Annotated in this window: 14 protein-coding genes and 1 pseudogene; 7 read left to right on the top strand and 8 right to left on the bottom strand. The window is 41.5% G+C overall.

What is annotated here, in order from left to right; all coding sequences use genetic code 11:
* Positions 1-6 precede the first annotated feature (6 nt).
* The 4 genes and pseudogenes from H70737_RS06920 to H70737_RS06905 all read right to left on the bottom strand — a co-directional run bounded on the left by H70737_RS06920 (position 7) and on the right by H70737_RS06905 (position 2,491).
* On the bottom strand, positions 7-252 hold the full coding sequence (locus tag H70737_RS06920; RefSeq protein ID WP_042185845.1) for a DUF1871 family protein: 246 nt from the start codon (positions 250-252) through the stop codon (positions 7-9).
* A 161-nt stretch (positions 253-413) separates the two neighbouring features.
* Positions 414-1,046, bottom strand: a complete 633-nt coding sequence (locus tag H70737_RS06915) for a carbohydrate-binding family 9-like protein (protein ID WP_042185843.1) — start codon at positions 1,044-1,046, stop codon at positions 414-416.
* 145 nt (positions 1,047-1,191) lie between these two features.
* A pseudogene (locus H70737_RS06910) lies at positions 1,192-1,501 on the bottom strand (sugar phosphate isomerase/epimerase); the annotation flags it as partial.
* 6 nt (positions 1,502-1,507) lie between these two features.
* The gene (locus H70737_RS06905; RefSeq protein ID WP_231573473.1) at positions 1,508-2,491 is read right to left on the bottom strand and encodes a Gfo/Idh/MocA family protein; all 984 of its coding nucleotides are present in this window, start codon (positions 2,489-2,491) and stop codon (positions 1,508-1,510) included.
* 347 nt (positions 2,492-2,838) lie between these two features.
* Between H70737_RS06905 and H70737_RS30645 the strand changes: the two genes are divergently transcribed.
* On the top strand, positions 2,839-3,093 hold the full coding sequence (locus tag H70737_RS30645; RefSeq protein ID WP_156113067.1) for a hypothetical protein: 255 nt from the start codon (positions 2,839-2,841) through the stop codon (positions 3,091-3,093).
* A 246-nt stretch (positions 3,094-3,339) separates the two neighbouring features.
* Here H70737_RS30645 and H70737_RS06900 read toward each other — a convergent pair whose 3' ends face one another.
* Complete coding sequence (locus tag H70737_RS06900; protein ID WP_442950255.1) at positions 3,340-3,906, bottom strand: sigma-70 family RNA polymerase sigma factor; 567 nt, start codon at positions 3,904-3,906, stop codon at positions 3,340-3,342.
* 255 nt (positions 3,907-4,161) lie between these two features.
* The gene (locus H70737_RS30975; protein ID WP_042185838.1) at positions 4,162-4,413 is read right to left on the bottom strand and encodes a hypothetical protein; all 252 of its coding nucleotides are present in this window, start codon (positions 4,411-4,413) and stop codon (positions 4,162-4,164) included.
* A 215-nt stretch (positions 4,414-4,628) separates the two neighbouring features.
* Here H70737_RS30975 and H70737_RS06890 point away from each other — a divergent pair, with 215 nt between their 5' ends.
* Entirely contained in the window at positions 4,629-7,781 is a 3,153-nt protein-coding gene (locus tag H70737_RS06890; RefSeq protein ID WP_081951055.1) for an amidase family protein, read from the top strand.
* Positions 7,782-8,571: 790 nt separating this feature from the next.
* Here H70737_RS06890 and H70737_RS06885 read toward each other — a convergent pair.
* Positions 8,572-9,636 carry a GntR family transcriptional regulator gene (locus tag H70737_RS06885; RefSeq protein ID WP_042185836.1) on the bottom strand — a complete coding sequence of 355 codons (1,065 nt, stop codon included), beginning with the start codon at positions 9,634-9,636 and terminating at the stop codon, positions 8,572-8,574.
* A gap of 263 nt (positions 9,637-9,899) precedes the next feature.
* Between H70737_RS06885 and H70737_RS06880 the strand changes: the two genes are divergently transcribed.
* The 5 genes from H70737_RS06880 (at position 9,900) to H70737_RS06860 (ending at position 16,063) form a co-directional block, all read left to right on the top strand.
* Positions 9,900-11,237, top strand: coding sequence for an ABC transporter substrate-binding protein (locus tag H70737_RS06880; protein WP_042185834.1), 1,338 nt, complete (start codon positions 9,900-9,902; stop codon positions 11,235-11,237).
* Between the two features lie 85 nt (positions 11,238-11,322).
* Positions 11,323-12,219: a carbohydrate ABC transporter permease gene (locus tag H70737_RS06875; protein ID WP_042185833.1), complete on the top strand. Its 897-nt coding sequence runs from the start codon at positions 11,323-11,325 to the stop codon at positions 12,217-12,219.
* A 16-nt stretch (positions 12,220-12,235) separates the two neighbouring features.
* Complete coding sequence (locus H70737_RS06870; protein ID WP_042193441.1) at positions 12,236-13,069, top strand: carbohydrate ABC transporter permease; 834 nt, start codon at positions 12,236-12,238, stop codon at positions 13,067-13,069.
* Between the two features lie 29 nt (positions 13,070-13,098).
* Positions 13,099-14,088 (top strand): glycoside hydrolase family 43 protein, encoded by a 990-nt coding sequence (locus H70737_RS06865; protein ID WP_042185831.1) that lies wholly within the window; start codon positions 13,099-13,101, stop codon positions 14,086-14,088.
* A gap of 409 nt (positions 14,089-14,497) precedes the next feature.
* Positions 14,498-16,063, top strand: coding sequence for a histidine kinase N-terminal 7TM domain-containing diguanylate cyclase (locus H70737_RS06860; RefSeq protein ID WP_042185829.1), 1,566 nt, complete (start codon positions 14,498-14,500; stop codon positions 16,061-16,063).
* A gap of 367 nt (positions 16,064-16,430) precedes the next feature.
* Here the strand turns inward: H70737_RS06860 and sigK are convergent, their stop codons facing one another.
* The gene (gene sigK, locus H70737_RS06855) at positions 16,431-17,132 is read right to left on the bottom strand and encodes an RNA polymerase sporulation sigma factor SigK (protein ID WP_042125228.1); all 702 of its coding nucleotides are present in this window, start codon (positions 17,130-17,132) and stop codon (positions 16,431-16,433) included.
* Positions 17,133-17,185: the final 53 nt, after the last annotated feature.

The following is a 17,185-nucleotide window of genomic DNA, read 5'->3' as shown; positions in this document are numbered from 1 at the left end:
AACCTGTTAGCTTTCAAGCTTGCATCTTAGTATTTCTTCAGCGATTACCTCACATTCTTTGAGAGATTTCTTGAACTTTTTTCCAAAACTTTCGTTAAATACATTAAAAATCTCTTTAGCCAATGTTTCTGCTGATTCAGAATTTATATCCGCTATCATAATCTGTTTTGATTCAGATTGATATTCGTCCTCCAATAATGGGTATATTTCGATTGGGTTCCATTTGTTGATTATATCCATAACTTTTTCCATATATTCCCTCACTTATTTACCAAATAGAGATATAAACCTATATTTAATTTGAAATGATATCAATCTTGTTTCTATTTGACTAATTTCCCTAAAAAATATAAAAAACCTCCAACCCCGTATATGCGGCTTCGGAAGTTATTCATTGACGCTGCATTTCGCAGTTACTCTAAGTACAGAATCCCAAAATCACAGCTTCTATGAAAATCTGGTTTGTTCGAATGAACTTTGCTCCATGTTCCAAAATGCGGATAGGTCGTATCGTCGCCGCACTTGTAAAAGTTACCTCTTATCCTTTTTCCCGGTACTACCCGAAAATCCGAAAAATAAGATTGTACCCAAGCCCATGAGATCGAAAAGCTTAATTCCCAATAGACTTCTCCTTTAACATTGATTTGATCCGTGGTGCATAGGACGTGGAAAAGTGCCGGATTGATAGTGATTGGGAAGCGATCATACCGATCCGCTCCTATCTGCAAGAGAATTGCGCCATTCGCATTAAATTCGAAATTCATATAGCGCTGGTCCGAATCAGGAGTAGGCTGAAAAAAGAACTCGATGCAGCTATCCTTATACACGGGATCATTCATGTTTCTATATGTTCGTATTGGATTCTTTTCGTAAACCTTAAACTGAAGCTTCAGATCCTCCTGACTGTAATTTAATCTTGCTGTAACGACCGGGTTATACCCTTTAAGCCATTGATACTGCTTGATGATCTGGACTTCTTCTGTATCTGAACCATCCGTCTGATTTGCCAGGCGGGAAATTACTAAGGTTTCTAATTTTCTTTCCATGGTTCATTCCCTTCTGTTCGGAATCCCACTGGGGCTAACACAGCAAAACAACCCCATTAATTAACTTGATTATTTAGATCCGCCGCGATTCCCCGGTTTCCAATACGCAGTTTCGATCCCCGAGATTTCGCACGGCCGTCTGCCGTTACCTGTATTGGAGGATGAAGGAGACCGCCCGCTCTATATCCCTCTCGGGCGCATCCTCCCCGTATCCGCTCTCCTGCAAGGCGGCCCTTCCTCTCGCCCAACGGAACCTCCTGGAATATGGCTCCGGAGCTTACAAGCTCTGCAATCCGTTGATGATCCAGCGGCTGGTACCCGACGGCACCGTATACATCCCTCGGTTCGAGCAGCTGATGTCGGATGCCGTCCTTCACATGGGTGTGGACGATATAGTCCTTCAGCAGGTGTACACCATGCACCGGACCACCCCCTGTTACCATCACCATGTTGGCCCACCATTATTTCGCGCAAGGTAACGTAATTCCTTCATGAATCGCCCGGTCGGCCAGGAGAGCGATCTCCATCGCCCGGCAAGCATCCTCCATTGCCGGTATAGCGGGCAAGTTGTTCTCCAGCATGGACAGGAAATAGTCCAGTTGGGCACCCGTAGGCTTCACGGAGAAGTCCATATTGATCTGCCGGAACGTTCCTTTCCGGTGGTCTTCGACCTCGACCAGATTTCCCAAATGCTGATCCTCTCGCGGTCGATCGTTCTTGTAGATGATACGGATCCGGCCTGCGGGTCCGATGAATTCCTTCCGGTTATCAGTCGGAATCCCCTTGCCCCATCCCGTCTCAAAGTAGCCGATGGAGCCGTCCGACAGACGGAGGGTCATTAGTCCGTAATTGTAAGTGTACGGCGGGACTTCTTCATAGAGACGCTGCCCAATCCCGTTGACGCTTACCACGTCCGCCCCTGTAGCCCAACGCATCACATCGATATAATGAACGCCGCAATCCACGATCGGCGAGACGTCCCGGAGCAGGGACAATTGGGAAGCCCAGTTTTTGGAGGGCTTCAATTGGGATAACCGGATGACCAAGGGGAAGCCGATAGCGCCCTCCCGGATCATCTTCATAACCGCCTGGTACGTGGTGTTATGGCGAAGGATGTGACCGATCAGGACCTTGGTTTTGGCTCCACGGGCCAGCTTCATGAATTCCTGCGTTTCCCGTGCATTGCCCGCCATCGGCTTCTCGCATAGGATATGCTTCCCTGCAGCGAGACAATCTTTTGCGATCTCCAGATGGGAGGACGGGTACGTGGCGATAATAACCAGATCCACATCGTCACGCTCGATCAAGGCCCGGTAATCCGTGCTCCAACACTCGGCTCCGTATTGGCCTGCCACTAAGGAGGCCCTGTCCCGGTTCCAATCCACCACGCCGATCAACCGGACCCGCTCCTGTCGTGATATCGCGTCCAAGTGGAGAGAGCCCATATAACCGCAGCCTATCACGACCGCCCCGTACCTTTTCATGATGCATCCATCCTATCCTTCTCACTCGCGGAGGTTATTTTATGTTAATCCAAGCTCCATGTTGGGAGAAGCCGAAGTCTCCCTACAGCGTCTAGTCTTCTTGGGTATTGATGATTTACCATTCTTCATGCATATCCTTCTACTACATTTGTATTATACCGGATTAATACAGAATAACTTTTATCCAGTTATGATACCTTGTTACCTTTATTATATAAGAATGATGGATAGTTTTATTTAGCTAAGAAAGTTACTTTTTGCACGATTCCGTTATTCTGTCTAATTCTATGTAAGGGAGCTGTCCCGCTATGAACCACCCCCTCTCCAACACCGGTCCGCAAGCGAGTCTCCTTCCAGGAGCGGACTCCCTCCATCCATTACGCACAGTTCCAGAGGATCGCACCTCGCTTGTTCCCGAGAAGGAGGCTGTACGATTTCGAGCTGCTCTATGTATGCTGCTCTATGTATGCCATTGCGATGGAGGAGCGAACCTACACGGTGTTACCCAGGCAGCCTATCGTTCTGCTTTCCGGCGTCTACCACCGGAAGGCAAAGGAGGCTGATCCGACCACCAAAATGATCGGGATCACGGTGAATTGCAGTAGGTAGAAGCGCAGAACTTAAAATCTTGCGTACGTGAGTACCGTACGGGTTCGCCCCCCCGCCCTCAGCAGCTAAAAAGATAATTTTCTGAATATGTTTTTTTGTTCATTTATCCCAACTAATTGAATTAACAAAAAAGCAACTCCCCTGTTGGCAAGTCGCTTTTAAAACACTCTATAGTGAATCTTTAGTTATTATTTAAGATCCTAGCGCTTAGCCTTATAAAACTCATGATACAGCTTCATGAGTGCCCGCTTCTCTATCCGCGAAATTCCCAGCTCCTTCGCAATCTCCCTCTGTGTCCTCTCTTCCCCGCCTGTATCCAATCCAAACCGACCAACGACAACTTCTTTTTCCCTGTCATCCAATATATCGAGGTTTCGATATATCTTGCTCTTCTTGCTCTTCTCGATCTTCAAATCCACTTCTTTAATAACATCATCCGCTTCCGAACCGAGGATATCAATGAGTGTAATTTCATTACCTTCTTTGTCTGTCCCAATTGGATCGTGCAGAGATACGTCTTTCCGTGTTTTCTTCAAGGATCTAAGGTGCATCAGGATTTCATTTTCAATACAACGAGCCGCAAATGTGGCCAGTTTTGTCCCTTTATTCGGGCGATAGCTCTCGATGGCTTTAATCAGGCCGATCGTGCCGATGGAGATCAGATCCTCCATGTCTTCTCCAGTATTATCGAATTTTTTGAGGTTATGGACACGATGTGATGTCAAAAAAAATAAACCAATTACAGCTTTACTATTATCAATAACAATTAATTGATCAATCAACTCTAAGTGAGATTATTCATACTTGTTAAATTGCGTCTAACAATATCCTCGGTTTCAATATGATAGCCACCGTTTTTCACACGTAGAGCAATACATTCAATATTTAGTCGAACATCTTCTAGTCCCACATAAAAACACAATAATTTCAAAGCCTTGTTCCTTTGTATCCCTCATCTGCCTTATAACGTTACCACCCGCTAAAGTGGTTTCCACAATGAAATCCCACTTATTCCAGATATACTACCTGGCTATTCTTATGGCTTCTTTCCCAGCAGATACCTTACTCTTTTCAGGATGTCCATTATTGATCTTGCGGGCTCGTGCATCTGGAATCATCAGTGATTCCGCTTTATGCCATTCTCCCATATAGAAATCTTCCACTTTCATGAAATGAAAAACATAATATTCTCCGTTAATTATTAGCTGTTCCTCTTCTTTTTGATTTCGTGAAATTAAAGGTTTTTGATGATGCAGGCGGATGAAGATACTCAATATCCTATGGCCCCTAAAACCTATCATATAACGTTATCTATTTAACATAATATTTCACATATACATTACACAAAATAATCAAAAAAGCCTTTTTTTCCTTTTTTTCAAACTCAAAATATATTAAATTGATAATATTTATTGACTGTAACAAATACTAGTGTTATATTTCCTAACATTAAATAATAAAATACATAAAGGAAAAGGAGATTACGCACATGAATAAGTTCAAACGTCTACGTGAAACTAAAAGAGATCATTCTGGTTCCACCCGATCTGAATATTCACCTGCAAAAAAAAATTGGAGTAAAAAGCAATTTATAGCTACTTCAATTGTGTTATCTGTTATTGCTACGAGTGTAATTCCGTTCCAAACAGCTGACGCTTTAACTAGAGTTACTTCAGAAAGTGGCACAGTATGGGAGATTCACGATGTTTTTGCTCCTAGCTTAGACACAGGAAGTTTGCGTACAGTTGGTGCTACACAAGTACAAGGTTTCGGCAATATCTTTGTTAAAGTGTCCTCGCCTTCAGCTCCACTGATGAATGGTCAAATGATGCGTGGGTTTGACTTGAAATACGATGGCGTTAATAAGTTTACTTCGGCTCAATCTGTAAATCTAGGAAATGTAACTGTAACACGTGAGGTGTATGTGGATACTATTCATAATCGAACGAGATTCTTTGATACATTCACTAATAAAAATGATGTCGCTATAAAAGTTGATGTATCATTCGGTGGCTCTTTAGGATATGGCACAACAACAAATGCTTCAGTAGTTAAGGCAACCTACTCAGGCGATCTAAAGGTAACAACAGATGATTCATGGATTGTTGTAGATAGCAGTGCCAGAAACAATAAGCCGCTAGGCGTTGCAGTGGGATCACCAAAACCGTTTGATAATGGATTAACAGGTCTAGGGAATCAGCAACAGGATCCATTCACAGTACCCTTAGCTGAGTATGGAAATGAAGCGAATTTCTATGGGTTCATTAATTCACTCAATATTGGGCCGGGCGAATCGAAGTCCCTAGTAAATTATGTACAAGTTGGAGAAGCTGGTGAAGAAGGGTTGAAAAATCTGGTTGCTATGCTAGATGGACTTAATAGTCTGCTGGATGTAACAGGATTAACAAACGCACAAATTCGTTCAATTAGCAACTGGGATATATCTGCTATAGAGGGACTTGATACTGGAGATCATCTGGATATTCCAAATGCTCCTGCGGCCAAAGAATTAATAACTTCATCGCCGTATGATGTTAAGAATAAATCAATTGCAGAAATGCAGAAGGATATGATTAATGGTAAAACTACTTCTGTACAAATTACTCAAGCCTATTTAGATAGAATCAAGGTATACGATGAGGGACAATTGGGATTCCATGCATTCCTGCATGTATCTGAAACTGCGCTTAACCAAGCAAAAGCTGCTGACGATGCCCGTGCACAAGGTGTAAAAGGTGATTTATTGGGTATTCCAATTGCGATAAAAGATATTTATGACACAAAGGATATGCCTACTACAGGTGGCAGTAAAGCTCTTGAAGGCTGGCAGCCTGATTCCGATGCATTCCAAGTGAAAAAGCTGCGGGAAGCTGGAGCTGTAATTATTGGTAAAGTAAATACTTCTGAGTTTGCTAACAGCGGAAGCTTTAGTGAGAGCGGCTGGCAGCAAACATGGAATGCACTCTATCCATCAAAAACATCTTTTGGCTCAAGCGGCGGGTCTGCAGTATCTGTTGCAGCTGATTTTGCAGCAGCAGCAATGGGATCGCAAACAGGGGTATCTCTCTATGCACCAACTACAGGCGCTAGCTTAAAAAGCTTCCGGGGTACAGACGGTATGGCAAGTACTACAGGAGTACTTCCACTCACTTGGGGACAAGATTATGCAGGTCCCATTGCTAAAACAGTAACTGACCTAGCTATTATATTGAATACTACAACGGGTACGGACCCACAAGATATTTTCACAGTCACTGCTGATGCAGATCATAAGCGTCCAGTGGATTGGAAGGAATCTCTGGATGCTAATGCATTGAAAGGAAAGAAAATTGGATATATTCCTGCTTCCTTTGTATCTGCATATGCTGATGATGATACTGGACGGGCAGTGATGGATAAGTTCTCAGAGCTTCAAGCAGCGGGGGCGACAATGGTTGAAATGTCAGCTGTACCATCAGGCCCTAGTCGTCCTTCAGGTATTAATGGATCTACTGAAGGTTGGGCACGTTATATTGAGCTTCATAAGGACTTCCCTTATATTGATGGAGCAAGTGTACTAGCTTCAGATAAGGTGCTTATCTATAATCAAAGAGGATATAGTACTCCAACTCGTATGACTGAACAAGCTGTACAAGATTACATTAAGTATAGAACCGACTATAAGGAAGTTATTAAAAACTGGATGGACGCGAATGGCGTTGATGCTGTTGTTTATGCAGGTTTTATTAGTGATGTATATAACAATGACGCATCAGCTTCTCAATTAAGTTCTGACCGTAACACGGGCGTATTAACCTCTAATGTGGGTCTCCCTACGGTAGTTGTTCCTGTAGGAACGAATGACAGCGGATATTCTATTTCTATGCAACTGGTTGGTAGAGCATGGGACGATGCAAAAATTTTAGGCATGGGCTACGCCCTTGAGCAACAAAGTCAAGCTAGACTACTTACAACATTTGCTCCAGCACTTCAATATGTTTCAAACTCTACTAATCCTAATCCAAACACAGATAATGGACCAACCAATCCAAATACTGGAGGAGGTACACCTCCAGCAGTAACAACGCCTATAGAAACAACGGCACCTGCAGAAACAATAACACCAGCAGATAAGCCGAAAGTTGTTAGTTTTGTAGATACAATGAATCATTGGGCAAAAGCAAGCATTGACGCACTAATTGCTAAGGGATTATTGACCGGTTATTCCGATGGAACATTCCGTCCAAATTCAGGTTTGACTCGTGCCGAAGCAATTAAAGTAATTGCAACTTACATGGGACTTGAAGGACAAGAAAGTAACTTTATAGATGTATCTCCAACTCATTGGGCGAATAAGTTTATTGGTGCAGCTGCTGGATCAGGCTTGATGAACGGATATAGTGACGGAAGATTCCGTCCAGATGAGAAGATTAGTCGTGGTGAATTAGCGACACTAATCACTCGAGCTTTTAAGCTAACAGGTACTGGAAACACATCATTCAAAGATGTTACAAGAAATGCATGGTATTATGATTCCATTGATGCACTCGCATCCAATAATATTATTACAGGTTACGCAGACAGTACATTTAAGCCTGAAAAAGATATTACTAGAGCAGAGTTTGCAGCAATTGTTTCCAGATTACTAGGAACTATTAATTAAAAGAAATTCAATTAAAAATGACAGAGTACTCGAGTAACCACGTTTACAGAAAGGGCCATCCCGAAAGGGATGGCCTTATAACTTGCCGTTACAGATAGTGCGATGAACCGTACCACAAGTAGAACGAAAAGACTTTTTTTCGGATTATGGAAAGACGGTCTCGTTTATAGCAGAAGTTCCCTCTGTAAGTCGTTTGTTCCTAGCGGGACTATCACTTTTTATGGCGGAAAAGTAGAGTTAGGGACTGTATACCAGGGGACTAGCGGTCTATGAGGCGTCAGATCTTACGGTTGGTAATCACACTATTACTGCAAGCTACAGCGGCGATAATCACTATAAAGATTCTACAAATAGTTGGCTACAAAACGTGAATAAAATATGGTCTCAAATCAGTATGAATATCTTACAATCTACTATGGTGGGGGCTCGGTCGATGTACAAGTCGGTACACTCGGCATGTCATCCCTACTCGATCTTACTCCATCCAGCGCCTAGAAAATTATTTGCTCATATAAACATTTTCATATTTATTTCCTCATTGAGTTCCTGGAGACATTTGAATATTCCTTCATGATCATCATGCTCTGAGATTCCTTGACACTCACTCCCCGACCCGAAGATCGGTTTCATCCGTATGAATCAGCGGTTTTCGTAACAAAGTGGAGCGAATCTCCCGTTTTGGCCGCTAGCACCTTTATGATATATTGTTATACTCTATGCGCTGGAACGCAAAAGAAGACAACTTCTACTGAAGGTGCTCCTAGAGTGTCGATAAAGTCCAATGAAATAGTTAGGGGAAGATGAGCTGCACGGGAATGACGGCATTCTTAGGTGAATATATATTCTCTATTTGTTCAAGTAACAGCTTTACGGCTGTACGTGCCATTTCCTGTTCATCCTGCTGTACATAAGCTACGAATGAAAGATGTGGATTATCGAAAGATAGCAAATCGATATTTGAGTGATTGTTGAGACGGCTGATAGCGGCCGATGTAAGGCGTGCGGTTTCTTCGGTTAAGGAGAAAGCTGCCGAAATTCCACTATGCCCCTGCAAGAAGTCGCTTACATAGTCCAATGCTTGCTTACCGCGTAGAATGTCGAGAGGGATGTGACACCACAAGCTCTTGTCGATTGATATACCTCGATCTATGTACGCCTTCTCGAAGCCGAGCGTGCGATCCTCGATGGCTGTATTGGCATTCTCAGGTGAGATGAGTGCAATCTGATGATGACCCTTGGATAGCAAATGAGAGACAGCTTTATACGCACCGCCGTAATTGTCTGATGTAATCGTGTATGTCTCAATGTTGCGCAGGTAGCGGTCGATGAACACACATGGGAATTTATCGAGCGACAGACGCAGTAGTGATTCGTTGTACTTCTCATCTTCTGTTGGAAAAACGATCAGTCCCTTCACACCGAGCCCCGTTAGTGTACGAATGGCGTTCGATTCGATAGAGGAGGACTCTCGCGTGATGCTTAGTACCATGCTAAGGCCAGCTTCAGACAGGAATTGTTCCGTGTAGTCGACGAGCTTCTGAATGACACGGGTTACCATCGTCGGAATAATGAAGCCGATGAGCGGCAAGGACGACGCGCTGTGTGGAGATAATGGAGAATCAATGCTAGAAACATCAAGACTAGAAGAGACGAATGTGCCTTTGCCTTGTACGCGTATAATTAATCCTTCGTCAGCTAGCTGGGTTAAGGCGTTTTTGACGGTTATTTTACTTACTTTGAATTCGTCCATTAATTCTTGTTCAGAAGGGACGCGGTCCGTTGGCCGAAGCTGCCCAGATTTAATTTTCTGTACAATATCTTCTTGAATTTGCTTGTAGAGCACCAGCTTTTTCAAATAAGTACATCTCCCTTAAAATTTAATGATTTTTATAATCAATTGGTTATATAAAATATATTACGTATATATTATAATGCAATTTATAAAGCGCTTACAATACAGAATTAGGAAATTTATTACGAAGGTGTCTTTTCATTGAAAGGTTAGAATCATGTTAAGAAGGTTGGTAACGAGACGTATTGAAACCGCTTAAATTAACAGAAGTGACCAGTCACCCAGCATCTCAAATGAGTAACAAAAAAAGAGAGGATGACGAACAAATGAAAAAACGCATTACATTAATCTCCATCGTTACAATCCTTATGATGTCACTAGTTTTGTCGGCATGTAGTAAGTCTTCCAGTTCATCAACGGAAACACAGCAGTTAGGCGCTGATGCCGGTGAGAATGCAACAGAAATGTCATTTTGGACATTCGTAGATTTGCATGGCAAGCATTTGGATAAAATGCTGGGGTTATGGAACCAACAGAATCCAGACAAACAGATTAAGTTGAATGTAACGGTTATGCCTTACGATGATATGCACAACAAGCTCTTATTGGCAGTTACAAGTGGAAAAGGTGCTCCTGATATTGCGGATATCGAGCTTGGTCAGTTCCCTAAATTCTTGGAAGGGGACAACGTTCCACTGGAATCTTTGAATGATGTATTTGCACCATACAAAGACGTTGTCGTTCCCTCACGTGTTGATATTTACTCCAAAGCTGACCAGGTTTATGGCTTTGATTATCACGTAGGTGCTACGCTTGCTTTCTACAACACGGAAATTCTCGAACAAGCAGGTGTTGACTACAAGATGATCAAAACTTGGGAAGATTACAATCAAGCAGGTATCAAGGTTTATGAAAAGACTGGTAAGTACTTAGGTACTGCTGATACATCCGCTACGTGGCAAGCCTCGCTGTTACTTGCTCAGCAAAACGCTGATTTTACAGATGAAAATGGCAATCCAAAAGTTAACTCACCTGAGATGATTAAAGCGTTTGAAATGTTAGTTGACCTGCAGAAGAATAATGTTATTCATACGATCCCAGGCGGACAACCCGACACAGAAGAAGCAAAAGGCGAATACAACAAAGGCAACTACGCAAGCGCATTGATGCCTGAGTGGTACATGTCCCGCTTTGTAAACGAAATGAAGGACCTTAAAGGTAAGTATGCAATTGCTCCATTGCCTGTATTCGAAGAAGGTAATCCTCGTTCCGTTGGCTTAGGCGGTACTGGCACAGTTGTTACTAAGACTGGTAAAGACGTTCAGTTGGCAAAAGAGTTTGTAGCTTTTGCTAAGCTTTCGAAAGAAGCTACTACTGAAATCTGGAATACACTTGGATTTGACCCAATCAATATGGAAGTATGGAAAGATGAGGCTGTAACGAAAAACCCTGATAACGAATACGTCCAGTATTTTAAAACAAATGCATTTGATACTTTGAATGAAATCAAAGACGAAATTAGAGCTATCAAATCCGTAAAAGCTTCACCGACGATCGGCAATGTGCTCAATACGGTTACTCTGAATGCGATCTTTGAAGATGGCCAAGACGTGAAGGAAGCTCTCGATGAAGCACAGGCAGCAATTGAACAAGAATTGAAATAAAAATAATAAGTAAATGGTTATGATTAAGCCTGTCGGCAAGAATGGTGCTCGGCAGGTTTAGTCATAGTCAAGGGAGAGTGGGATTATGATAAAGAAATTTGTATACTCTCAAAAGGTTGCACCTTATGTATTTGTGTTGCCATTCATAATCATATTCTTGATATTCTGGTCTTATCCACTTGTAAATTCATTCGTAATGAGTTTTCAAGATAGGATGTTGGGACAGGATCCAAAATGGGTTGGTGAAGCGAATTATTCGAAGTTATTCACAGATAAAGTGTTTTTGACGGCTATTAAAAATAGCGTTGTATACATGCTAGGAACCTTAGTGCTGTTAATCCCTTTCCCAATGTTATTTGCAGTTATGATAAACAGTAAGTTAATGCTGGGGAGGGAGTTTTTTAAATCTTCGTTCTTTCTTCCTGCATTGACATCTGTCGCAGTGGCGGGTACTATTTTTCGCCTAACATTCGGCGAAATGGATGGTTCATTAATGAACAGTTTTCTAGGTCTATTTGGTGTAGAGCCTACTAAATTCTTGAAAGATGCAGAATGGAGTATGGCTGCACTATTAATTCTTGCATGTTGGCGATGGACAGGTGTTAATATGCTGTACTATCTATCTGGTTTGAAAAACATTGACAACGATTATTATGAGGCTGCTTCAATTGACGGGGCATCTGCTTGGCAGAAGTTCAGATCGATTACAATGCCATTATTGAAGCCGACCACGATATATGTTACGACAATTAGTGTTTATGCAGGTTTGGCAATGTTTACCGAGAGCTTAATGATGTTTAACGGTAACAATTCACCGAAAAATATTGGCCTAACTATAGTGGGATATTTGTATAGACAAGGAATTGAGAAGAATAAGCTCGGTTACGCTGCAGCAGTTGGTATCGTTCTATTAGTCATTGCTATGATTATCAATTTAACGCAGTTGAAATTTAGTGGAATGTTCAAAAAGGAGGAGGATTAAAATGGACACTAGTCAGATGAAGAACAACTTAATTGCTAGAATAGTCATAATTAGTACCTTTATTATACTATTCGTTATAATTATGGTTCCATTCTACGCAGTGGCCCTCTCTTCCTTTAAACCAGGTGAAGCTTTAATAAGATATGGTCTTAACTTAAGTTTGAATTTTGAAATAATGAGTTTTGATAATTTTATCTATTTATTTACTGGACAACATGATTATTTTGTATGGTTTTGGAACAGTATGACGTTAACAATCATTCAGGTTGCTTTGACACTGTTTGTAAGCGCTTTTGTTGCATATGGTTTTGCAGCGTATGATTTCAAAGGTAAGAACTTCCTCTTTATATGTGTGTTGCTCATTATGATGGTGCCATTTGAAATATTGCTGGTTCCTTTGTACAGCTTAATAAATGATTTGCAAATGGTGAATAGCTATTCGGCAATCATTCTGCCGGGTATAGCTAATGCCGGGACGATATTCTTCTTTAGGCAATATCTCAGAAGCATACCAAAAGAAATTATTCAATCTGGGCGAGTTGATGGAGCAAACGAATATGCGATATATTTCAGAGTGATTATGCCGATTATGAAGCCTTCCTTTGCGGCAATGGCCATTCTGAATGGTATGAATAGCTGGAATAATCTATTGTGGCCATTCATGGTGTTGGGAGATCAAAATAAATATACACTGCCAATCGGTTTAAAAACATTGTTAACTCCTTATGGGAATAACTATGACCTTCTGATCGTGGGCTCCTTCTTCTCCATCATTCCAATCTTCATATTGTTTATCGCTTTCCAGAAATATTTCATTGATGGTATGACTGCGGGTGCTGTTAAAGGTTAGTATCTATTACTTATGAAATAGGTGATAAGATGGGAGTCCAACAAGAGGAGTTACGCGTCATTAAACCATTGATCGAGCAACGAGCTGATCCTTTTATATGCCGACATTCAGATGGTTATTATTATTTCGTTGCCTCGGTTCCAGAGTATAATCGGATTGAAATCCGTAGGGCACAGGACCTTGAAGGGCTTATTACATCAGCTCCTGTAGTGATCTGGAGAAAGAGAGAGACTGGCATTCTTAGTGCCAATATTTGGGCGCCAGAGCTGCATTTTATTGATGGAAAATGGTACGTATATTTCGCTGCCGCGCATACGTCGGAAACGACAGAAGGCTTGTTCGACCATCGGATGTATGTACTGGAGAATGAAAATACAAATCCGCTCGAAGGCAGCTGGACGGAAAGAGGACAGGTTCGTACCGCGTGGGAAAGCTTCTCCCTCGATGCCACTACCTTTGAGCACAATGGTAGCCTCTATTTCGTATGGGCACAAAAGGATCCGGAAATCGAAGGCAACTCTAATCTCTACATATCTAAAATGAGCAATCCGTGGACGTTGATTGGGGCGCAAACGATGATTACGATGCCCGAATATGACTGGGAGATCATCGGGTATAAAGTGAACGAAGGCGCGGCATTTGTTCGCAAAGATAATCGAGTATTCCTCACTTACTCTGCTAGCGCTACTGATTTCAATTATTGCATGGGCTTGCTTGAAGCCGATGCGGACTCGGATTTGCTCGATGCTGTCTCATGGCGCAAGTCGAAAGTACCGGTTCTCACGACTGATGAGAGCATCTCGATGTATGGTCCTGGTCATAATAGTTTCACGGTGTCAGAGACTGGCGAGAAGACGCTGTTTATGTTCCACGCAAGAACGTATAAGCATATTGTAGGAGATCCGCTATACGATCCGAATCGCCATACATTTGTAGCGGAGCTGTTGTGGACGGATGACGGCAGACCTGATTTTCGCGGCTCTGTTGCGGCACTTGCACGTTCTGTACAATACGAATAGATCTGCAAGCGCCTTACAAAATTCTAAATGGATTTAGTTGACTTATGTCGTACATGGGGAAGCCTTTATAATTAGAAATAAAAACAAGTACCCATCCAATCGATGGGTACTTGTTTGCAATGCAATAGAAGTGATGAATTACGTAATGTTGTACTAACTATTTGGTGATCGGTATAGACGAAATAGTTAGTACAACATTACTGATTGGCTAAATGTGTTGCTACTGTCATGAGTGTCATGCTAAGTTAAAAACAATCTATTTCATGAAGCAATAATCAATACGATGTGGGTAGTACAGACATAATAGTGATGTGGACGGAATCCTGTAAATGGTTCAAGGAACAAATCAACATCTTATATTAATCGTGTTAACGTAAATATATGTATTGTATGAAAGTGGGTATACCTATTGGATTCGAAGCTAGCAGCATATATAACATTAGTTTGTACTTCGGCTGTTCTGAATTTGTCTATACTTGTCTTTACTTATTGGAGGAGACATTATTATACAAATATCGCTAATTTGTTCATGTGGAATACATTAACTTCAATGATTTATTGCTTTGGTTATGCCTTTAGCTTAACATCGACTTCGTTAGAACAGCTTAGATTTTGGAATATTGTACAGTATGCAGGGATGCCATTTTTCCCTCCGTTAGGATTAATGTTTGTCATGCAATATTTGGGTTATAAAATAACGAGAAAAAGAATAATCGCGCTACTTACAATGCCTTGTATTACTTTTCTCATCAATGTAACTAATGAATCCCATCATTTTTACTATAGAATATATGATATCCATTCGGTGCTCGGGGCTCCATATAGTGAGATTGAGTATGGGGCATGGTTTGCCGTACATAATATTTACATTTTCTGTTGTATGTTAGCTGCGCTCTTATTGCTGCTTTCACGCTGGAAGGAAACCGTTAGTGTATATCGATCTCAATTATTTGCCCTCATCTGCGGTCAACTGCTTCCAATAATGACTGCATTTTTATTATTCATAGGAGTGACACCCGATGGTATCGATCCTGTACCCATGGTTATTTGGTTTTCTTCTGTTTTGTACCTTTGGTCTATTACCTCCTCTCGAATGTTATCAATAATGCCAATTGCAAAGGAAACGATCTTTAATAGTATGAACGATGGTGTCATTGTGCTTAATGATACCTATCAATTAATCGAATATAATCAAGCTTGTAAAAGTATGTTTAGTGAATTGGATCGATCAACGTTAGGGCAGCCATTTGATCAAGTTTGGTATATGCTAACGGATCAATCATTCCCTGTTCAATTAGATACGATCTCAGATAAATTGAATGTTACGATTCATCAAGGTAAATATATATATCAGCTACGTATTTCTATGCTTCAACAATCTAATAATAACTCTGGCTTACTAATTATATTTACGGATATAACAGAGCTACATACATTACAACAAAAGTTAGAGCATCAAGCCTATTATGATGATCTTACACAAATATACAATCGTCGTGCCTTTTTCCAGAAAAGTGAGCAAAGCTTAATGAAAGCAAAGGGTGAATTATCATCCTTTGTGATTATTCTATTTGATATTGATTTTTTCAAAAAAGTGAACGACACTTATGGGCATCAAACCGGAGATCAAATGCTAGTACATGTGGCTCAAATATGTAAGGCTGAGATGGGAGAACATATACTATTTGCTAGATATGGTGGTGAAGAATTTGTACTCGCTTTACCTGGTTATACACTAGCGGAAGGGGAAAACTTCGCTAATCACCTTAGATTTTGCATTGAACAGAAGCCTCTAGTTGAAAATGAAAAATCGGTAACGATTACCTCTAGTTTTGGGGTATCCGTAACGACAGGAGCTGTGGAGGAAACAATCCATCAACTTCTTCATAAAGCTGATGAAGCACTTTATGCTGCCAAAAGAGCTGGTCGAAATCAAGTGCGGGTTTTTAATGAAAAGTACGAATATGTGGAATAGTACAGCAAATTAAAATAGAGGCGTACATCGGAGCCGTGCTTAGTTTAGTAACTTGGTGGATTGAGAGCAAAATGCCTATCAATCAAGAAGAAATATACTTATGAGTGACTGTTTCAACAGGATATAACAGTCAGTTATTCTGATATTGAAGGATCATATGCTAGTGATGCTATTAGGCAATTTACAGAAAGAGGAATTGTAAACGGTATAGGTATGAGAATTACCTGTATTTCGCTCTATAGATGTTACGGTGAACCGTATCATAAGTAGGGTGAACCCTATCCACACAAAAAACGACTCATCCTTAGACAAGTCGCTTTTCAAGTTTTATTATTAATGGATTATTACTGTGAAATTGTCATCAGTCTTACCGCTTCGCCTTATAAAACTCATGATACAACTTCATGAGCGCCCTCTTCTCTATCCGCGAAACATAACTCCGCGAGATCCCCAACTCCTTGGCAATCTCCCGCTGCGTCCTCTCTTCTCCACCTGTATCCAGCCCAAACCTACCCACCACAACTTCTTTCTCTCGGTCATCCAGAATATCAAGATTACGATAAATCTTGCTCTTCTCGATCTTCAGATCGACCTCTTTAATGACATCATCAGCCTCGGAGCCAAGGATATCGATCAGCGTGATCTCATTACCTTCCTTGTCTGTCCCAATTGGATCGTGCAGAGATACGTCTTTCCGTGTTTTCTTCAAGGATCTTAAGTGCATCAGAATTTCGTTTTCGATACATCGGGCAGCAAAAGTGGCTAGCTTTGTCCCTTTGTTCGGGCGATAGCTCTCTATGGCTTTAATCAGGCCGATCGTGCCGATGGAGATCAGATCCTCCATGTCTTCCCCAGTATTATCGAATTTTTTTACTATATGGGCGACAAGTCTCAAATTGTGCTCGATAAGCAAATTTCGGGCTTTAGCATCCCCTTCAGCCATCATGCCTAAGTATTTACTTTCCTCCTGCTCCGAGAGCGGCTGTGGAAATGCGTTGTTCCTTACGTAGGATACCAGCAACGTCAGTTCTTTGATTAGCAACGCGATCGTACTTAAGAATCCAGGCAACTTGGCGACACCTCCCGCACTTGTACAATGAAACCGATCTGTTAGCCTTACGG

This window comes from Paenibacillus sp. FSL H7-0737, assembly GCF_000758545.1.
GTDB lineage: Bacteria > Bacillota > Bacilli > Paenibacillales > Paenibacillaceae > Paenibacillus_AQ.
This window is presented reverse-complemented; position numbering and strand designations above follow the sequence as displayed.

Coding starts and splice junctions, on each gene's coding strand:
- H70737_RS06875 (WP_042185833.1), top strand. CDS start 11,323: ATGATAAAGAAATTTGTATACTCTCAAAAGGTTGCACCTTATGTATTT.
- H70737_RS06905 (WP_231573473.1), bottom strand. CDS start 2,491: ATGGGCTCTCTCCACTTGGACGCGATATCACGACAGGAGCGGGTCCGG.
- H70737_RS06890 (WP_081951055.1), top strand. CDS start 4,629: ATGAATAAGTTCAAACGTCTACGTGAAACTAAAAGAGATCATTCTGGT.
- H70737_RS06865 (WP_042185831.1), top strand. CDS start 13,099: ATGGGAGTCCAACAAGAGGAGTTACGCGTCATTAAACCATTGATCGAG.
- H70737_RS06915 (WP_042185843.1), bottom strand. CDS start 1,046: ATGGAAAGAAAATTAGAAACCTTAGTAATTTCCCGCCTGGCAAATCAG.
- H70737_RS30645 (WP_156113067.1), top strand. CDS start 2,839: ATGAACCACCCCCTCTCCAACACCGGTCCGCAAGCGAGTCTCCTTCCA.
- H70737_RS06920 (WP_042185845.1), bottom strand. CDS start 252: ATGGAAAAAGTTATGGATATAATCAACAAATGGAACCCAATCGAAATA.
- H70737_RS06880 (WP_042185834.1), top strand. CDS start 9,900: ATGAAAAAACGCATTACATTAATCTCCATCGTTACAATCCTTATGATG.
- H70737_RS06870 (WP_042193441.1), top strand. CDS start 12,236: ATGAAGAACAACTTAATTGCTAGAATAGTCATAATTAGTACCTTTATT.